The organism is Ferruginibacter sp. SUN106 (genome assembly GCF_050611765.1).
In the GTDB taxonomy this organism is placed as follows: domain Bacteria; phylum Bacteroidota; class Bacteroidia; order Chitinophagales; family Chitinophagaceae; genus Ferruginibacter.
Window position 1 is genome coordinate 179,761 of record NZ_JBODJC010000005.1, and the last position, 18,789, is coordinate 198,549.

At 37.3% G+C, this 18,789-nt stretch carries 18 protein-coding genes and 1 pseudogene; 6 read left to right on the plus strand and 13 right to left on the minus strand.

Features of this window, described 5'->3' with window-relative positions:
* The 3 genes from ACQ334_RS20265 to ACQ334_RS20275 all read left to right on the plus strand — a co-directional run bounded on the left by ACQ334_RS20265 (position 1) and on the right by ACQ334_RS20275 (position 1,870).
* The gene (locus ACQ334_RS20265) at positions 1-615 is read left to right on the plus strand and encodes an HD domain-containing protein (RefSeq protein WP_430990092.1); all 615 of its coding nucleotides are present in this window, start codon (positions 1-3) and stop codon (positions 613-615) included.
* A 6-nt stretch (positions 616-621) separates the two neighbouring features.
* Positions 622-1,113, plus strand: coding sequence for a DUF1905 domain-containing protein (locus ACQ334_RS20270; RefSeq protein ID WP_430990093.1), 492 nt, complete (start codon positions 622-624; stop codon positions 1,111-1,113).
* An 85-nt stretch (positions 1,114-1,198) separates the two neighbouring features.
* Positions 1,199-1,870 (plus strand): hypothetical protein, encoded by a 672-nt coding sequence (locus tag ACQ334_RS20275; protein WP_430990094.1) that lies wholly within the window; start codon positions 1,199-1,201, stop codon positions 1,868-1,870.
* A gap of 21 nt (positions 1,871-1,891) precedes the next feature.
* Here ACQ334_RS20275 and ACQ334_RS20280 read toward each other — a convergent pair whose 3' ends face one another.
* From ACQ334_RS20280 to ACQ334_RS20295, 4 genes are all read right to left on the minus strand, one after another.
* A complete protein-coding gene (locus ACQ334_RS20280; RefSeq protein WP_430990095.1) occupies positions 1,892-2,824 on the minus strand; it encodes an ABC transporter six-transmembrane domain-containing protein in 933 nt (310 codons plus the stop codon).
* Between the two features lie 106 nt (positions 2,825-2,930).
* The gene (locus tag ACQ334_RS20285) at positions 2,931-4,427 is read right to left on the minus strand and encodes an SET domain-containing protein-lysine N-methyltransferase (protein WP_430990096.1); all 1,497 of its coding nucleotides are present in this window, start codon (positions 4,425-4,427) and stop codon (positions 2,931-2,933) included.
* Positions 4,428-4,432: 5 nt separating this feature from the next.
* The gene (locus ACQ334_RS20290; RefSeq protein WP_430990097.1) at positions 4,433-5,572 is read right to left on the minus strand and encodes a hypothetical protein; all 1,140 of its coding nucleotides are present in this window, start codon (positions 5,570-5,572) and stop codon (positions 4,433-4,435) included.
* Positions 5,573-5,588: 16 nt separating this feature from the next.
* Complete coding sequence (locus ACQ334_RS20295) at positions 5,589-6,092, minus strand: SET domain-containing protein-lysine N-methyltransferase (protein WP_430990098.1); 504 nt, start codon at positions 6,090-6,092, stop codon at positions 5,589-5,591.
* Positions 6,093-6,324: 232 nt separating this feature from the next.
* Here ACQ334_RS20295 and ACQ334_RS20300 point away from each other — a divergent pair, with 232 nt between their 5' ends.
* Positions 6,325-6,555: a DUF3820 family protein gene (locus ACQ334_RS20300; RefSeq protein ID WP_430990099.1), complete on the plus strand. Its 231-nt coding sequence runs from the start codon at positions 6,325-6,327 to the stop codon at positions 6,553-6,555.
* Positions 6,556-6,595: 40 nt separating this feature from the next.
* Here the strand turns inward: ACQ334_RS20300 and ACQ334_RS20305 are convergent.
* The 4 genes and pseudogenes from ACQ334_RS20305 to ACQ334_RS20320 all read right to left on the minus strand — a co-directional run.
* Positions 6,596-6,757, minus strand: a pseudogene (locus tag ACQ334_RS20305) (helix-turn-helix domain-containing protein); the annotation flags it as partial.
* A 43-nt stretch (positions 6,758-6,800) separates the two neighbouring features.
* Positions 6,801-8,312 (minus strand): reverse transcriptase domain-containing protein, encoded by a 1,512-nt coding sequence (locus tag ACQ334_RS20310; RefSeq protein ID WP_430990100.1) that lies wholly within the window; start codon positions 8,310-8,312, stop codon positions 6,801-6,803.
* A 352-nt stretch (positions 8,313-8,664) separates the two neighbouring features.
* Entirely contained in the window at positions 8,665-10,329 is a 1,665-nt protein-coding gene (locus tag ACQ334_RS20315; RefSeq protein ID WP_430990101.1) for an SWIM zinc finger family protein, read from the minus strand.
* Positions 10,330-10,340: 11 nt separating this feature from the next.
* Positions 10,341-13,694 carry a WGR domain-containing protein gene (locus tag ACQ334_RS20320; RefSeq protein WP_430990102.1) on the minus strand — a complete coding sequence of 1,118 codons (3,354 nt, stop codon included), beginning with the start codon at positions 13,692-13,694 and terminating at the stop codon, positions 10,341-10,343.
* A gap of 292 nt (positions 13,695-13,986) precedes the next feature.
* Between ACQ334_RS20320 and ACQ334_RS20325 the strand changes: the two genes are divergently transcribed.
* Positions 13,987-14,697 carry an RNA ligase family protein gene (locus ACQ334_RS20325; protein ID WP_430990103.1) on the plus strand — a complete coding sequence of 237 codons (711 nt, stop codon included), beginning with the start codon at positions 13,987-13,989 and terminating at the stop codon, positions 14,695-14,697.
* Positions 14,675-15,778 carry an AAA family ATPase gene (locus tag ACQ334_RS20330; protein WP_430990104.1) on the plus strand — a complete coding sequence of 368 codons (1,104 nt, stop codon included), beginning with the start codon at positions 14,675-14,677 and terminating at the stop codon, positions 15,776-15,778. Before ACQ334_RS20325 ends, ACQ334_RS20330 begins: the two co-directional genes overlap by 23 nt.
* Positions 15,779-15,816: 38 nt before the next feature.
* On the opposite strand, the gene ACQ334_RS20335 is transcribed toward ACQ334_RS20330, so the two are convergent.
* From ACQ334_RS20335 to ACQ334_RS20355, 5 genes are read right to left on the minus strand one after another with little or no spacing between them, the layout of a single operon-like run.
* Positions 15,817-16,551, minus strand: a complete 735-nt coding sequence (locus ACQ334_RS20335) for a metallophosphoesterase family protein (protein ID WP_430990105.1) — start codon at positions 16,549-16,551, stop codon at positions 15,817-15,819.
* Complete coding sequence (locus ACQ334_RS20340) at positions 16,548-17,087, minus strand: RNA 2'-phosphotransferase (protein WP_430990106.1); 540 nt, start codon at positions 17,085-17,087, stop codon at positions 16,548-16,550. The genes ACQ334_RS20335 and ACQ334_RS20340 overlap by 4 nt, the downstream gene beginning before the upstream one ends.
* 2 nt (positions 17,088-17,089) lie before the next feature.
* Positions 17,090-17,638: an NADAR family protein gene (locus tag ACQ334_RS20345; RefSeq protein ID WP_430990107.1), complete on the minus strand. Its 549-nt coding sequence runs from the start codon at positions 17,636-17,638 to the stop codon at positions 17,090-17,092.
* Positions 17,635-18,147, minus strand: a complete 513-nt coding sequence (locus ACQ334_RS20350) for an O-acetyl-ADP-ribose deacetylase (protein WP_430990108.1) — start codon at positions 18,145-18,147, stop codon at positions 17,635-17,637. The genes ACQ334_RS20345 and ACQ334_RS20350 overlap by 4 nt, the downstream gene beginning before the upstream one ends.
* Positions 18,144-18,776 carry a DUF4291 domain-containing protein gene (locus ACQ334_RS20355; RefSeq protein WP_430990109.1) on the minus strand — a complete coding sequence of 211 codons (633 nt, stop codon included), beginning with the start codon at positions 18,774-18,776 and terminating at the stop codon, positions 18,144-18,146. Before ACQ334_RS20355 ends, ACQ334_RS20350 begins: the two co-directional genes overlap by 4 nt.
* Between the last annotated feature and the right edge of the window lie 13 nt (positions 18,777-18,789).

Here is an 18,789-nt window from a genome sequence, read left to right on the forward strand (position 1 = left end):
TTGCTTAAAGAAACATTTATACGATTAATTGGTAGCTATTCCACCGATGACCGGTTGGCAAAACAATTGTGGCAGGAAATTGAAGACAACTATACTAATAAAAAAAGGCACTACCACACTTTACAACACCTGGAAAATTTGTTGCCGCTGCTACTACAGGTAAAGGACAGTATTAAGGATTGGAATACGATCTTGTTTTCGTTTTATTACCACGATGTGGTTTATAATGCGTTGAAAAGAACGAATGAAGAAAAAAGCGCAGAGTTTGCCCGAATAAAAATGCAGTTGATTGGTATTCGTCAGCCCATGATTGAAAAATGCGTGCAACAAATAATGGCTACCAAAGATCATTTGGTAAGCGGTGATACGGATACTAATTTTTTTACCGATGCCGATCTTTCTATTTTAGGACAACCGTGGGAAATTTATGAGCTGTATTTTAAAAACGTAAGAAAAGAATATTCACTTTACCCAGATCTGATCTACAACCCGGGCAGAAAAAAAGTACTGCAACATTTTTTACAGATGGAACGGATATTTAAAACCGATTTCTTCTTCAATAAATTTGAATTACAGGCAAAGGAAAATTTACAAAGAGAAATAGAGCTGTTGTAATTATGTATGGATAAGCTACTGGTAAATAAAAAATACAAGTTGCAAAAATACCCCGGCAAAGGCGGTTGGGTATATACTGTTATTGAAGAAATAACAGCAGATAAAAGAGCAAAGTTTGGCTGGGTGCAGGTAAGTGGTACTATTGATAGTTTTGAAATAAAGCGCTATAAATTAATGCCGATGAAAAATGGCTGTATGTTTTTTCCGGTAAGGGCAGCAATAAGAAAAGCAATTAATAAAAAAGAAGGCGATACAGTACATATTATTTTATACGCTGATAATTCGTCAATAGAAATACCACAGGAGTTTTTATTATGTTTAGAAGATGAACTAGCCGCAAAACAATTCTTTTTTAAACTTACGGAAAGCGAACAGAGCTTTTATATTAAATGGATTTACGAAGCAAAACAGGAAACAACGAAAACAAAACGCATAGCAGAATCTATAACCAGGTTGCTGAAGAAGGAAAAGTTTTATGCAAAGTCGTTGAAGGAATGAAAAATGTTCATCTTTAAAAACCAGGCAACGGAGAGTAGTTCAATTTACTTCCAGTTAATCTATTCATATTCAAAAACTAATTTTTATGCCAGAAGAAATTCCAATAACAGGCTCAACACCGGTACCCGAAACAACCGAGTTACCAAAAGTAAAAGATGAGAAAGCAGCACTTGAATTAGAGAAGCTTAAGTATGAAGTTAGAGAAGTAAAAATTATAAGTCCAATCAAAAATATTATACTATTAATTGCGGCGATAATGCCATCTGTTTACTTATTATTTAATGCTGAGCTGGCGAATCTAAAAAGGGAAATCACAAAAGCCCAAGATGAGAAAAAAGAGTATTTAGCTAAATTACTTGATGCAAAATCTCACTTTGAAGTAAAAATGGCAGATGATAGTATTCGACTTTCCGAAATAAATACTCGCTATGAAATTGCGAAAGGAGATATCAGAAAAATTTTAGAACAACTGACTAAAACTAGGGCAGACAGTGCAGAAATAGCGAATGGCATTTTTAAGGCCTTGGGTGACTTAAAAACCAGAAATGCAGCATATGCAAGTTTACTTGAAATAAATTTGAAATTAAGAAAATCACAGGCAGATACATTGGCGCATTATAAATCTGAACTTACGGATCAAAAGTTTATGTATCAATCTCAAATAGTTGAGTTGAGACATGATAAGATGACATTGTCAACTTATTATACCGACGTTAAACATGATTTGGAAGTTTGTCAGGGAAAACTCAATAAATAATGTAAAATATATGAATAAAACTTACGCCGCCATCTCTCCCACTTTTGTTCTTTTCTCTTTCCTCACCGGTTTCAAGTTATTATTATCTTCGGGAAAATCTTCTACCTGCAATTCAATCCTTCTTGTAATATCAGTTAATGAAGTAAGGCGTTGTACTGTGTAAGGAATAGTTTCTAACCCTTTTGCAAAATTGCTTACGTAAAAGAAAATACCTACAACATTACCAGCTAATATTTCGGCATGAGATGTTTTATAAGTTAATAATAAACTGGTACCTAAAACAATCATCACCAAAAATTCCATGAAGCCAAAATTCCATGCTTCCTGGTTAGAAATTTTTATTTGCCACTTACGTAAATTGTTATAATGTGTTTGAACCGTTTTTTTATCAAAGCTGCTGATCACATCTACCTGTTGCTCCAGTTCATCATTTTTTAGTTTGTTTAATTTTTTCATTCTCTTGCCATACACATAACTGATACCACTAACCGGAATTAATACAGCAAGACATAATGTAACCACCGAAGCATCATAAAAAAACATCAGTATTAATGAACCGAATAAATTATACACTGCTTCAATTACATACACCAGGTCGAACTCTAAAAAATCAACAAACTCTCTTGCCAGGGTAGAATGTGCACTAAGTTTACTTACATCTTGTTTATACACCCTGCGGCTTAAAAATTTTGTAACTAAAGAAACATAAATAGCAGAATAAGTACGGGTGTCGTACATATGGCGTAAAGTGCCCACAATTAGTGTAACAAAATGCACAGCAGAAAGTAAAATCAGGCCCTGGTAACTACCCTTCAGCAAGTCATTAATTGCGATGCCCAAAAACAGGGGGCGTAATAAGCCGCCCAACATTTCTAATGAAAATAATATATAAGTAAGTACCAGCTGGCTGCGGTGCTTATTCATTAAGCGCTTTAAAATTTGAAAACGTGACATAGGTTTGCTCGGTTGAATCGTTTAAATAATAAATTTCTAATACGAAATATGATTTCGTAGCCAGAATTTAATGGGCTGTTGTAAGACCGAAAGATGTTGGGTTAGTTTAAAGCGTGGCTATCTTTTCTCTCTCGGTAACCGAATTATGGGTAATTCCGGTTATTAAGCCACGACAGTTGGGTGCACCACACCGGCAATTAAAGGGCTCCATCGTTTCATCCAGGAAGGATGCGTAGTTGAGGGTTAGTTCTTCGCCTTTTTTAATGTTTCGTAAAGCAACAACATTTAAACCGGAGTAACCGGTATTGGCATTGCAACTGTGATTCTGCGGAGCCCATCCGCCGGGGTTATCATCCCACAGCAAATATACTTCATTGCTGAGTGGGTAGGCATATTTGGCAAAGATTTCTTTTTCTTTAATATCCCAGTTTTGCTCCACATAGCGACGGGTAACAATGCGCTGGTTCATCTCTTCTCCTTTGAAAATCAGATCATTAGCTGCAATATCCTGCGTAGCATAAATGCCGTAGCCTGCTATGGAATTGCCCTTCATCACGTATTTTTTCTGCCTGCGGCTATGCCTTGCAATACCTTCTTTTATAATATGTTTAAGGAAATTCGCCTGGCCAAAGCCATCATGTTTTAAGATATAATCGGCACTTCCTTCGTAGCCATCTTTGTAAAAAACTGAGCAGGTAAAGTTGATCTCTAAAAAGAAAATCTCCTTTTTATTATCTACCCTGAAATCTAATCTTGCATAACCCACGCCACCAAAACTGCGGAAGATCTGCGTAGCAGCTTCCTTTAATTTTAATTCCAGCTCCGGATCGTTGCAGGCAATATTGGCATTGGGATGCAACTCGGAAGTTTTTAAAGCATAAGTTTTAAATTGATTGCCTTCGGGGAAAATATATTCTACCGGTTTAAAAACAGTAACCGTTTTACCATCGTCATTGGCTGCCAGCATTACGGTGAATTCTCTGCCGCTGATATATTCTTCTACCAATAACGGTCCGTATTCATCAATAATGGCATGAACCTTTTGTTTCAGTTCTTCAATATTATGCACCAGGCTTTTATCATCCACACCTAAGCTATCACCCGCTTTTGCCGGCTTTACAAACAAGGGGTACTTTAAGTGTCTACATTCTGTTGCTATATCATCTTCATTTTCTATTAAAGCATACGCCGGTGTACTGATACCTTCGGTATATGCCACATACTTCATTAATTCCTTTGGCGGATCGTACAATAAAGTTGTGGGACCAGTGAAAGGCAGGTTCAGCAATTCCAAAGTATAAATAACATCAATGCTGGGAACTTCCCATTCTAAATAACCTTCGCAAAGGTTAACAAAAATGTCGTAGTTTTTTTTCTTTAATTCTTTAAGTTGTTTGTAAGTGGTCAACTTGTTTAAAAGTACATGTGTAAAATTTGCCTCCGGCATTAAATGAGAAAGGTCTCTTGCAGGATCATAATACTGGTAATCCACACCGGAGGTAGAATAGTCGGGTTGAAGTACACAAATATTTAAACCCCCTGAAGAGGGAACTGCAGCGCCGTTTATTTTTTTAGAAGAAATATTATTTTGAGAATGTTCCATTATTATTATCTGGGTAAGACTGCGGGAGTTTTTTCTTCAACACGAACAAATGCATCATTAATGATCTCAATTACCAGTTCTGTAAAAGTTTTATTACTCATTCTTAATATAGCGCCGATAGAAGTATAATTTTCATCTTCACTTAAACCACATTGTGCATTTACTTCCAGCACGAATAATTTTTTTGTTTTGCTATCCATTCTTACATCCACTCTTGTATAGCCTCTTCCTTTGGTAGCAACATAAGCATCCCAGCTTATTTTTTTTATGGCTTCAATTAATGATGCATCAGGAATTTCGTATTCATAAAAATTTCCCTCATTAGGCATTGCTTCTTCCTCTTCATAAATTTCCCATAAACGATCGAAGGATAAAAACTTTTCTTTATCGGGCAAAGAAGGATGAAAGATGCGTTCTACAGGCGTGTAAATTTTAGCTTCGGAAGGTTTATCATAACTGCCCACAATCAAAACAGTAAATTCAGGACCGCTAATAAAAGATTCGGCAATTAAACCATCAGCTGCTAAATTCCAGCCACGATAGCCATCAAACATTTTACCGATCTGTTCATTTAGTTCCGCTTTATTCTCTACCACATTTTTTATACCCACGCCCATGCTGCCACCACTTACCGAAGGCTTTACAATTATGGGCGAGCCTAACCTGTCGAAAATTCCGTTGGTGTATTGGTCCTTAACTTTTATGGGCTCCCACCTTGCATTAGGCACTTTATATTTATCAAATGCTTCCTTCATGGGAATTTTAGAAGTAGTGATGGTATAAAAGTATTCATCGGAACCGGTATATACCAATCCTTTTTCTTCCAATAGTTTTACAACAGAAACACCCGGCGTACCGTTTATTTCATCGCCATCGCAAATATTAAATACCAAAGGCGAATAAATACCTGCAGCTTTTTCGGCAACAATAGTATCAATCACGGCAGCATAATCCTGCATGGTAACAGGCTGCCATTTCCATTCAATATGTAATGCAGCAAAGGTTTTTGTATATTCTTCAATGCTCTGGCTGAAATCGTAATAGTAATCAATATTAGCGTCGTTGGTAACCAGATGGGGCGCCAGTACCCAAACCTTAAGATTTTCAAGAGGAACTATTGGCAAAAAAGAAGATGGTAACGACATATGGTAAGATGATCTTTTAAACAGCAGATTTATTATCAGCCTGCTGTTTTATAAAATCTGTTAAACGGTATTTATTTAAGGTAGATTGATCTAAATGAGATGCGCCGTTGATCAACTGTAAACAATCCTTGCTTTGGCAATTACAAACAAAAGGCTGGCTCATATCCCATTCGGTGCTTGGATAGAAGAATGTTAATTCATCACCGGGTTGTAATGGTTTTAAACAAACCAGTTCCAGGGTAGTAGTATCAAAAAATACGTTGGGCTCACAACTGTGATTAATGTATTGCAGAAATTCCGGCTGCAGCGTAATATGAGTATCCACGCCGGTTTGCACAGTTAAGTACGTGGCATATGATTGTGTAATGCCTGCATGAAACTTACTGATAACCTGGCCGGGCTGAATGGCAACAGTTGCATGCAATGATTTTTGATTGGTTGAAGTGTTTAGCAAAACATCACCAAATGCATGATTGCTGACTACTTCAAAGTTTGGGGTAGTAACAGTAGTTGTATTCATGTGAATTTAGAATGGGTTAGTGTAGAAAAGTTTAATACAGAATTAATTTATGATAACAATTATTTTGATTATAGTAAATGTATAAATACATTGAATAATAAAAAAGATAATTAACGATTATTATTCAATAAGTGGATTAATTGTATTTAAATGTGAATAACCGTTCCATTAACATCTGCTTTAATTTTGATTGAATAATAAGTGGTATAAAGTTTACTTATTAGATTTGATTATGGATAACAATGAAAATGTTCCCAATGGGGAGTTGCTGATGCAGTTAGTAAGTATGAAAATGCCTTTTGGAAAGTATAAAGGAACGCTGCTTTGTAACCTGCCCGTTTCTTATTTAGAATGGTTTCAGAGAAAAGGTTTTCCCAAGGGAAAGTTGGGTGTTTTATTGGCTACTATTTATGAAATAAAGATAAACGGACTGGAAAAATTGCTTGGGCCATTGAAGAAATAAGGCCTTATTTATTGTTTGTTTCTGCTTCCTTTTGGCTTACCTATTCGGCAGGCGTCATTCCCAATTGCTTATGAAAGTTTCTTCCAATATTGGTTTGAGAACCAAAGCTGGGCATATCTGCCACTTTATAAATTTTATAGTTTCCTTCGGCCAATAATTCAGCAGCCCTTTTTAAACGGGTAATATTGATCAGTTCATTGGGAGAAAGATCCGAAAGTGATTGTTAAATGGTAAGATTTAATATACTACACCACATTCCACCAGGGTTTATCAGTATCATCTTTTCCCGGTAATTTATTCTCTTCAGGCGGCGGCGGCTCGTCTTTTTTGGTTGAAACTGAAGGCGTACTTTTTTTTGGTAACTGTAAAGTATTGCTTTGAAATAATGCAATAATTTGCTGCTGCATTTTAGCGCCCTTTACCGGGTTTACCATTTTTATAAAATTGGCATAACCAAGAATGCTATTGGTTAATCCGCCACTGCCCCATTTTACATCAGTATCCTTTTTTGTTTTTAAATGGTGCAACAAAGAACGGAATTCTCTTAATTTTTTCCTGCTTACGTTTAATTGTTTATTTACCACCACACCGGTAACTTCCTGTTGTGTGCCTTTGCGCATGATGCGTATTTTATCAGGGTGTGGTGTAAAACCTTCGTCCTGCAAAATTCTTTTTATACGCCATACCAGCTGTTGTGCATCGGTATCTTTTTCACCGGAAAAACTAATATCATCTGCATAGCGGGTATAATTGTAATTAAGTTTATAGGCTAATCCCTGTAAACGCTTATCTAATTTAAAACATAAAATATTAGTTATAGCCGGGCTGGTTGGCGCACCTTGCGGTAATACTCGGTTGCCTTTTTGTACAAAATAATTTTTACCATCAATAGCTACTTCATCAGTTACTGCTTCTGTACAAAGCAAAGAAAGTATGGTAGCCATTTTTTCAGCATAACCTAACTGTTGCAACAATCCTTTTACTCTTTTAAAATGTACCGAAGGAAAAAAATCTTTTACATCCATATTTATCACCAGGTCTTTACCAACATGTGGTTGCGCATTAGTAACGATGGATTTGTTTAAAGTAAATCCGTTAGCAGCATCATGTAAGGCAACTTTGTTCAACAAATTTTCCAGTATCCAGTACTGTACTTTTTTTAACCTGGGCATTGGTGCCGATATCATTCTTTTACCACCGGATTTTTTAGGCATGTAAAATTTGCGGTAATGGCTTACAGTAGAAACCTTTCTGTTAAAAGCTAAAAAACGTAATTCTTTTAAATCGATGCCCATTGCTGTGGCCAATACTGTTTCATTGGCAAAAACAGGCAGGTTGTTTTTTTGCAGCGCAGCAATATTGTTTTCAGTATGATTAAGCCCGAAGGAAACATGTTCTCCTAAATAAATTATTTCGGTGTTTTTTTTATTCTTCCATGCTTCAGCTTTTTCAAAACGTTGTTGTTCTCTTTTCTTTTTATTTTCTTCCCGTTTTAATTTTGCCTCGGCCATGCGTTTCATACGCATTTCTTTAAGCACCGCTTCTCTGTTCTGGTATTTTCTTTTTTCTTCCCAGAGTTGATTTAATTCTTTCTGAAGATCAGCTTCCTTTTTTATGAGTAATTCAGGTACGCCGGGTTCGCCGTCTTTTTTACCCCAGAAACCAAGGCGTTTCATTTCTGCCAAAATAAATTCTTCTTTGGAACTTTCCCTGATGCGGTCGTAGATCTGTTGACGGGTTAATCTGATGTCGGCCATAATTAGAAAGAAAAGATTCATGTATTAACAGAGTAAAAGTAGTTGCTGCCTTCGTGCCCGCCCGTGACCAGATTAATCAACGCCAGGCATGGGGGTCCTATCTCACTATTTGGGCACATGGGGCCTTCACTGTAAATAGTGAGATAGGACCCCCATGCCATAGTAAAGATTACATTTGGTGATGCATGATCAACTCATGTTGCATGAACGACGAAACATCGTTCTTTCCTTTTCAGGAAGCAAGGTGCAAGCTTTACTTTTACTCTGTCAAAGAACATGAAATGCGGTTAACAAATATAGTTTGCTGTTTTTAAATTTACCGGTTTATACTGTTTTATTTTTTGCAACTCAATTACTGTACAAGATCAGCCTGTATTCTTGTTTTATTAAAAGCCTGGCGAATGGCCAGCATGTGTTCGCAGGGCCCTTTGTACAATTTATTTTCTACATAATAACTGCAATCGCAATGAGCCAATTTTATTTTTTCATCCGCATCTATTACCATCGCCGGGTTAAAGGTTTTCTTTTTGCCTTTTACAGTGCCTGTTAATTGTAAACTTTTATCAGGCAATTCCTGTGCAGTAAATTTTACCTCCTGCTTGTTTAAAATTTCTTCTGCTAATTCTTCCTGCGGATTGCTGAATCTTAGTTTATCAAATGGCAAAGGCTCACGGCTTAGTTCACGAAGGCGGTATACTTTACCATTCAGATCATAAATAACTCTTCCGGCCTGTGTGTAAGCACTTAATGCACCGGCTGCCTGTGCGTTGCTGATATTTAGATCAGTTGCAATTTGCTGCGATGTATTGAACCAGTCTTTTTGTAACGATTGAAAAACTTTTTGTTTAACAGCATCATCAACCTGTAAACGTGGCGCCAGCAGATCAAAATTTCCGGCATGGCTCCAGTCGTTACTGGTCCAGCCACTAAGGCCTAAAGTAAAATTCATGTCGCCCAGGTCAGCAATATAAAATGCCGGCAAACCGGTACCCAATAAATGCACTGTAAATTTTTTTGCTACAGGTATCAATCTTTCTAAAACCAGTAAACGTCTTCTGCCCCATGTTCTTATTTCGTGTTTACTATTGCCGGTATACACACTTCTTGCACAAACAATTTCTTTACCCCAGGGTTCTAAAATAATTTTTACCGGTTGTCCCGGTTCCAGGATATAGCGCAGGGAACGGGGGCCTCTTTTTTCTTTAAAGCGGCGCAGCAATAAACAAATACTGTAAATATCCATTGGATGCAGATCGAATTGTATAGTAGGTAAAGTCATAGCACTGCTTACCTGTAAAAAACCACGTACCCAGCTATCAGGCAAATCGATCTTTACTTCTTTGTATTGTTCTTCATCAGTTGTTTGCACGGTAAAGCCTGATGGATCAACTTTTAATTCTGTTTCTTTATAGTCACGTATCTTTTGAAACTCTTCATACAATTCTCTTGAGTAATCAACATTAGTAGTGCCGCATTTATAATCATCAATAGCAGTAAACACATTATAATTGCAGCCCAGTTTTCCGTAAGTACTTTCATCCTGGCTGAAGCACTCAAAAAATAATTCATCAGGGTGAATGGTAATTACGGGGTCAAGAACGATCCATGCTTCACGGTCGTTACTGTACAGGTAATTAAAATATTGCTGACGGGCTTTGTAAAACGGCCCCATAATTTTTTCTTTATCCGCTCTTACCTCGGCAAGTGTGGCTTTAATTTCTTCAACCCTGTTATTGGCAACATTTACATCATAACCAGCCATATATTCTGCTAAAAACAAACTTTCGTTTTGTGCCACCCATTCTTTATAAGCAGTTTTATCTTTTGGTTTAAAGCGCAGGTCGCTTACCACCACATCATGCAAGGCGGATATGGCTTCACGAAAAGCAATTTTTTTATTGAGCTTGCCAACAAACCAGGCGCTTTCACGTAAGGTATCGGGTGCAAAGCTCATCCTGGTTTGATAAGATGAACTGCTTACATTGGTGCTTCCTGCAAAACGATAATTAAATAACATGATAATTATTTTTAACTGGCGCTTGAAGCCATGCGTATTTCTGTTTCTTTTATTTTTACCGGTGTAATTACATCATACAATGCTTTTAACTGCAGTAAGATGTCAATACACTTTGCCTTATCGCCAATAGCTGCAATGGCAGATACATCAGATAAAATAGTACACACCACTTTTGCAACGGCTTCCGATTTTCTGCCTTCTTCCAAAAGAAAGAGATAAATCCTGTTTTTGGCGATACGGCTTTTGTTTACCCTTGTTAAAACAGAACGGAAATAAAAATCGAGTGACTGAATTTTTTCTACATCACCTGCGGCAAAACGTTCCAGGTAGTTGGTGGCAAATAATTGCATTTTTTCGCTGGGGTGCTGGCTCAGTTGTAATAAATATTGCACACCATTTTCGGCAGTAAAAAACTTAGTGATCAGCTCTCTGCCAAAAGCTTCTACATCAGGCTTTACAGAATCAGCCAGCGTTATCAGTGTTTCAGCATTCCAGTCGGCTTCAGTAAAATTGTCCCTGAAATACTGCCTGGCAAACTGCCTGGTATCCTGCCATTTACTTTCTGTTATTTTTATGCTGCTTTCTTTTTCGTATTTGATACGAGGAGATTGTGTGCTATAAAATTTCCAGCACCATTCCCTTACATTTAAATTTTCGTGCCCGCCTAAAGCAATTACCTGCGGAATAGTCAGCTGCGAAGGATCAGTATATTTTTCTAAAATAATAACACCCACATTTTGTGCAGCACTGTAATTAGAATACAATAAATTTAAAGCCGTTTCTTTATTAGCGTTTTGCAGGTAATCACTCAGTTGGTTGCACAAAAGATTACTAACATCTGCATGTAACCCTTCCGTAGTTTCTTTCCTTAATAAAAACGGCATTAAGTTTTCGGCAGCTTTTATACCAAAGGCATTTTCTTTTTGCGCCATACGCTGAATAACCGGCGGCAAACCTTTCCTTACATTTTCATAGGCAGATAAACAGGAGCCAATGATATCATCGGGGTGACGCAATAAAGCGGCATCGCTCATGCTGCTTAAAAATTCAATACCTTCTGCTCTCACCAATGCCTGTTGGTGTTGCAACAAGCCAAACAAAAATTGGCCTGATAAATTATCAAGATCAAGTTGCTGCTTTTGTATTTTTAATAATCTTAACCCAAATAAAAGAACAGACGCATTTTCATGTTGCAGCATATCTGAAGTAACGCCGATATTCACTTGTTGTAATGCTTCACCAAACAATTCAAATAAGGTATCGCCGGCGTCTTTTATAATGCGCTCGTTTTCGCTTGTTTGTTCACCATAACTCATAAGCTCTGCAATAGCTTTGCCCACCACCGCATTTTTTATATCAGCAGATAAGTTATTGTTTTTTATCAGCTCTTTTCCCCAGGTTCTTATGGTGGCATGCTTTGCAAAAATTAAAGCCGTAATAAAATTGCTTTGCTGAAAATAAGTAGCCTTGTACTCTTCTCCCCATTGTTTGCCTTTGTTTTGAGCTGCTGCATTAATGCTGTTAAGCATGGCTACAACCAGGTCATCATCGGGAATAGTATTGGAATATTTTTCTTCTGCCAGTATAAAACCAAACTTTGCAGGAATTTCAAATGCCGATAATAACAATTGTTTATACGCCTGCTTATCTAATCTTTGTTTTATGGCATTGTATTCAGGATGTATAGTAAGATTGTCTGCAGCAAACTGGTGTACTTCTTCCAGTTCCCCATCTATCAGCAATTGCAGGTAAGCCTGTGGCACTTTATTCCATAAATGAAGAAACGGGGTACCGTTTTTATCAGCATTATTTTCAACAGGCTGAGAGTTTGCCATTTCGGGAGGTGGCAAAGGAGTTTCCTTTTTCTTACTAAAAAGGCCCGTAATTTTTTTTATTAAACCACCAAAGCCATCACCACCATCAGGTGATTTAGGTTTTTGCTGATTAGAACCGGCAGCAGGTTTTTCGTTACCGGTGCGTATGCGCCATAAATGATTTGATTGCAAAACAATTTCGGGATTATTACCGCTTAACACCTGGTGTAAAAAAACAGCCTGGGCATTTTGCAAAAACCTTGTTTCAATACGATCGTAAGTACCCCGGTTCCAGACATAATTATAGGTAGAATAATGTGCTTTAAAATCTTTTGTAAACTTATACCCGATCAATAATGCGGTGGCCAGTTTTACATAATCAGCATCATCATTTTTACCGGTTAATAATAATTGCCTGAAAACCCTGCTGTGAAAATACCAACGTGTTTTTTGTGAGTAGGCTAACCGGCTGCTGTTCTTTTTAAATTCTTTCTGCAACTTTACCCATTCTTCAATTTCCGGAATATATATCTCTTCATCCCTTGTACTTGCAAATGAAATATTGTGGCGGAACATTTCCTGCTCTCTTTCAAACCTGCAGGCCAGCAGCCCGGTAATTTCAAAATCATCCAGTAATTCGGCCAGTTTAAAAATGGCACGGGTGTGTTTAAAATAATTGGGGCGAAATGGTATTTCGTTCAATATTTTTTTTATGCCAGTTCTTAACCATCTTTTTTCTGTGGCAATAATATAGAGGTCTTCCAGCCAATTGTAATTAGGTTGCTGCTGCACTATTCTTAACTGCAATAATTTGTTTAGTGAGGTATGGTTTTCGGCCGCAACGGCTTTTTTAAGGTCTTCGGGAAGCCGGTTGGTATACTGTGTTAACTGTGTTTCTTTTTCAATACCCTCACTATATTTAACCAAACCTGCGCCGGCTAATTTTGAAATGCCTGCAACAGGATGTGCAACATGAATGGCTTTTAATGCAGTTATAGTAACCGCATTGCCATCAAAGCAACGAACAAGTGCCCATGCGCAACAATACTGGTGCAGCTGGTTGCCATTGCTGAATAATTTTATGATGTAAGGAGCGGCTTCTTTTATTTTATAAGTACCCGCTTTCCATATTACCCGGGATAATTTCCATTGAAATTTTGCATCAGCCGCAGTGCCATTTACGGCATTGTGTAATCTTTGCAAAATGGCTTTATTGCGGCTTGCAGGCAGAATGGTCCAGTTGGTATTTAACACGATAGTGCTGCTGTCTAAACTAAAAGCTGTTTTTGCTGGAATAGCTGGTTCGCCGCTTTCGGATGTAGTATAACCCTTGTTTAATTTTTCTGTTTCAAGGGCATCATAAATTTTTTCTGCTTCTGCCAGGTTAACGGGTACAGGTGTTTTACTGCCTTCTTTTAACTGTGCCCCTCTTCTGCCATAACGGAAATTAACCACGTATTTATCATTGCCTGCATCGCACAGATCAATTTCATACACTTTATCAGAATTGCCTTCTTTAAAATAGAGAAAGGATTGTTTTATCAGCCGCATGAGTGGTAATTGATTAAAGAAGTAAGTTAAAGAAAACAGATAAATAAATAACTACTATACTGAAATTTTACAATTATTAATTTGGCCGGAGGGATAAAAATATTATCGGGTAGAAAATAAATGTAAACAAAACAAAGTGTAGTTTTGCAAAAGCAATGCTGTTGAATACAAACTATTAACAAGCAAAGCATCAACTTTTACAACTTCTATACTATGTAATTTTTAGAATACATACCGATTAATGAGCAGCAAACTATTTGCTGCTTTAGTTTTTCATTCTAAAAATTATATCATGTCTATATCAAGAAAATACGGAAGGACATTTCATTACCCTTTTTCTCCGGGTACAACAAGCGACGATAGAATTAATACCGGTTACTGGCAGAACATCAGTCTTTTGTCAACAATTATTCATACCGAGAAACTGGACGGCGAAAATAATTGCATGAGCCGCAATGGTGTATTTGCAAGGTCACATGCTGCACCAACAACGTCTGCATGGACAAGACAACTGAGGGAAAAATGGGCTGTTTTAAAAAACGACCTGGGAGATTATGAGATCTTTGGAGAGAATTTATATGCCATCCATTCTATTCAATACCCGTTAATTGAAGAACACTATTATGTATTTGCTGTAAGGGAACTGGATAAGTGGCTGAGCTGGGAAGAAACAATATTTATTGCTGCTATGTTTGATTTACCAACCGTGCCGGTTGTGGAAACGGTAACTGATTTTATGGATCAGAAAATTTTTGAAAAAAATATACTTACGCTGGCAAATGGGGAAAGTGTATTTAAATCAATTGATGTGCAAACCAATAAAATCTGCAGCAGGGAAGGTATTGTAAGCAGGAATATATTGGAATACAACATTGATGATTTTGAAAAAAATGTGTTTAAATATGTGCGTAAAGGCCATGTAAAAACAGATGAACACTGGACAAGAAACTGGAAGCGGGCGCCTTTAAAATTTGAAAAAAATGTGGACACTGACAACAAATAAAAACTGGGAGCAGCTAAAAAAATTAAGCTGGGTAAATGATATGCATGGCGTACCGCAAAGCCCGGTATACCATGCCGAAGGTGATGTGGCTATACATACACAAATGGTATTGGCTGCATTGGAAAACATGGAGGAGTTTAAAGCATTGCAAGAGCAGGAACAGGAAATTGTTTGGGCTGCTGCATTAATGCATGATATTGAAAAAAGATCAACAACAATTACTGATGAAAACGGAAATATTGTTTCGCCGGGCCATGCAAAAAAAGGTGCTATAACAACAAGACAAATTTTATACAGGGATTTTGTTGTGCCGTTTGATATAAGAGAGCAGGTGGTGGGATTAGTTCGTTATCATGGATTGCCTTTGTGGGTATTTGAAAAACCAAATCCGGTGCAGGCTTTATTAAAAGCAAGCCTGGAAGTGAATATCGGTTGCCTGGCCATGCTGGCAAAAGCAGATGTATTGGGAAGAATTTGCAGTGATGCAAACGAGCTATTGTACAAAATAGAGCTGTTTAAAGAATTGGCTGTTGAGTATGATTGCGGGGATAAACCCAAACAGTTTGCAAGTAATCTTTCTAAATTTCAATATTTCAGAAAGGATGACCGGCACCCCGATTTTGAAGCCTTTGATGATACAAAAACCAATGTGATCATCATGTCGGGTATTGCAGGTAGCGGGAAAGATTTTCATATTCTTAAAAACTATCCTTTGCTTCCGGTTATTTCTTTGGATGATATGCGGCGGAAACTAAAAATAAATTATGGAGATACTAAGGGCAATGGCCATGTTATACAGGCTGCAAAAGAGCAAGCCAAAGAATACCTGCGTAAAGCAATACCATTTGTATGGAATGCCACCAATATTACCTTGCAAATGAGGGAGCAGTTAATTGATTTAATTGAACCCTATAAGCCAACGATAAAAATAGTGTACGTAGAAACCGGCTATGCTAAACTAATTGCTCAAAACAAAAACAGGGATTTCGCAATACCACTGCATGCCATCGAAAAAATGATTGATAAACTGGAAGTGCCCAAATTATGGGAAGCAATGGAAGTGGAATATGTGATCCATTAAAAATAAAAGGCGCTGCAATATTTTTATTACGGCGTCTTTTAATTTTTATTCCTCCCGGTTTCGCCGGGATATAACTTTTGCACCACTTCACTTTGCCAGAACTGTTTGGTATCAATATCCATGATACTGAGTTTGCCCGTGAATGCAGCGCCGGTATCCAGGTTCCATACATTGCAGCCCTGCATAGGCGTATCTGCATTGTAATATAATGTGGGGGTGTGGCCAATATAAATTTCACTAAAAAGTTTTAAGCGTTTTGGAAAAAGAATAGAATCTTTTTTTATACGCTTATCCATTGCCAATGCGGTTTCCCACAGTGTTCTGTCCCAGCTGAAATTGGAATTATGAAATTCTTTTTGCGGCCCGTGCATAGAGGTAAAGCCTGCATGAATAAACAGGCGGTTCAGTTCATCAATATGATAAAAAGGCATTTGTTCTAAAAAATTAAGGTGCTGCATTTTTTGTTCAGCAGTAGCTGTAGTATAACTGTTTACAGTTTCCTGTCCGCCATGAAACAGCCAGGTTTTGTCGGCCAGCCCTGTACGCAACCACTCTTCGCACCAAACATCATGATTACCTTTTATAAAAATGCATTCGTTGGTGTTACTCAGTTCAATCATGTAATCAATAACTCCTGAAGATTCGCTCCAGCCATCAACATAATCTCCTAAAAAGATCAGTTTATCTTCGGGAATAACTTTGGCTTTTTCAAATACCTGGTATAGCGCTTTTAAGCCACCATGAATATCACCTATCACCAGCGTTCGTTTCATACTGTAATATATTCAACCGGTACGGAATTGACAAGCCAAACGTTGTTATCAGATAAATAAAAAACAAAACCTGCTTCGGCCATTGCTTTAGCATTGATGTGCAGGATAACAGGTTTGCCGTGCCGGGCCCCTACAGCTTTTGCAGTTTCCTGCAACAAACTCAGGTGCACATGCTGGCGTTGTTGTTTGTTGAGGCCTTCTTTTAAAATGCTTTCTACAAATCTTTCTGCCGTACCATGGTACAATATATCCGGCGGCGTAACTGCTTTTAAATTTAGTTCCACTTCAATACTATGGCCCTGGCTGGCACGTATCATGGTTTTATCTTCATTAAAGGCAAAACGTTTTTTATCGTTGGTATCCACAACGGTATTGATGGTATCAAAATTTACATTGTTGCCTTGTTCATTTATTTTGCTGATTAGCTCTGCTACATTGGCCCAGCCATTTTCGTTCAGCTGCAAACCAATAGCTTCGGGTTTGTGGCGAAGTACCAGGCTCATTAATTTGCTGATATGTTTTAGTTGTTTTTCCATTGTTATTTTTTTAAATCCTCTCTTACTTCCATAAGGGCAAAGCCTAAAAGATTAGCGCCTTTCCATTTATAAGGGTTGCTGGCTTCAGGTGCCTCCTGCGATAAACCAATACCCCAGATAAAATCTACCGGACTTGCTTCTACAAGTGTTTTATCACCTGTGTTTAATAAGAATTTTTTTAAATCTCCGTGTTGAGAAAATTTATGAATATTACCTGTTGTTACCAGTTTAAATGCATTGGCATTCCATTTATCTGCATCAAAATTTTTTACCTTACGGCCCAGGTCTTTTGCAATAGCAGGTTTGTTTGCAGCAATAATCAAATCAAAACTTTCGTTGTCGTCAAATAGCAAAGCTTTTTGAGCCATCATCCAATGTTCTGCTGTGGGGTAAGTTATTCCATCAACAATAAATGGCGAAGGCCACCATTGACTAAAACAGGATTTATCTGTTACACCGGTTGCCTTTTGCGTATGGCCCCAGAAGAATAGGTATTCTGGATGAAAACCTGTTTCTATTTGTGATTTTAACCAGTTGAGTGAATAGTTCATTTGTAAAACCTGTTTAAATTTTTTTCATAATTTCTCAAATCTTTTTCTCCAAAAACCACCAGGTAAACTTTTTCTATTGATGAATTACTTTTTAGAAAATCGTTGATAGTTTTTAAAGCAATATGGGCTGCTTTATCAAATGGAAAACGATAAGCACCGGTACTGATGCAGGGAAAAGCAATCGTTTTAATATTATTTTCTGCAGCCAGTTGCAAACTGTTTTGATAGCACATGGCTAATAATGTTTCTTCATTTTCCGTTCCATTATTCCAAACAGGGCCAACAGCATGTATCACAAACTTAGCCGGCAAATTAAAGCCCGGAGTAATTTTTGCATAACCGGTTTCGCAACCTCTTAGTGTAATACAAAACTCTTTTAACTGCGATCCTGCAGCTCTGTGTATGGCGCCATCCACACCACCACCACCTGTTAAAGAGTTGTTGGCGGCGTTTACAATAGCATCAATTTGTAAAGTGGTGATATCTGTATTTATAATTTCGATTTTCATTGTATCCCGATTCTTTGTTCAATTGCTTCATCATTCAATGCAATCACTTCTTCATAAGGAACATTTACTTCTTCAATTTTATTAGCCAATACTTTTTCGTGTTCTTTTTTTACAAAATCAGTTATGTCTTCAATCTTTACAATCCACTCTTTACAAAATTTTTTCAATATCTCATCTTTCATTCCAACCTGAATAGCTTTACGTTCCTGCTTATTTCCATAAGCATCATGGTCAGGGTCCCATTGTAAACGAACTTGAGTTTTTTCAAGTTCAGCTTTCCAGCTATCCTTTGTTGCATACACGTCACTGTTAAATGAAGAGAATGTGGCTTGTTGTAAAATGGTTTTAAAATGAATGAGGGGAAGTGTAATTCTTAAAATATTTTCCTGTTGTTCTTTAGTTGCCCAACCTGCCCTGTACATCATCCATAAAAAACCTGGTTTAATCCAGCTCATGCGGTTAAAGCTGTAAGCATTTCCTCCAAACTGCTGATTAGCTACAGCATAGTGTGCAATTTGCGGATTGAAGGCCTGGTATACAATTATATTTTCATCTTCTTTGCAACCAATAATTTGTCTTCCTGTTTTTGGCAATCTTTCTTTTTGCGTTATATATTTTTCTGTTTTCATTTTTTAATTGTTA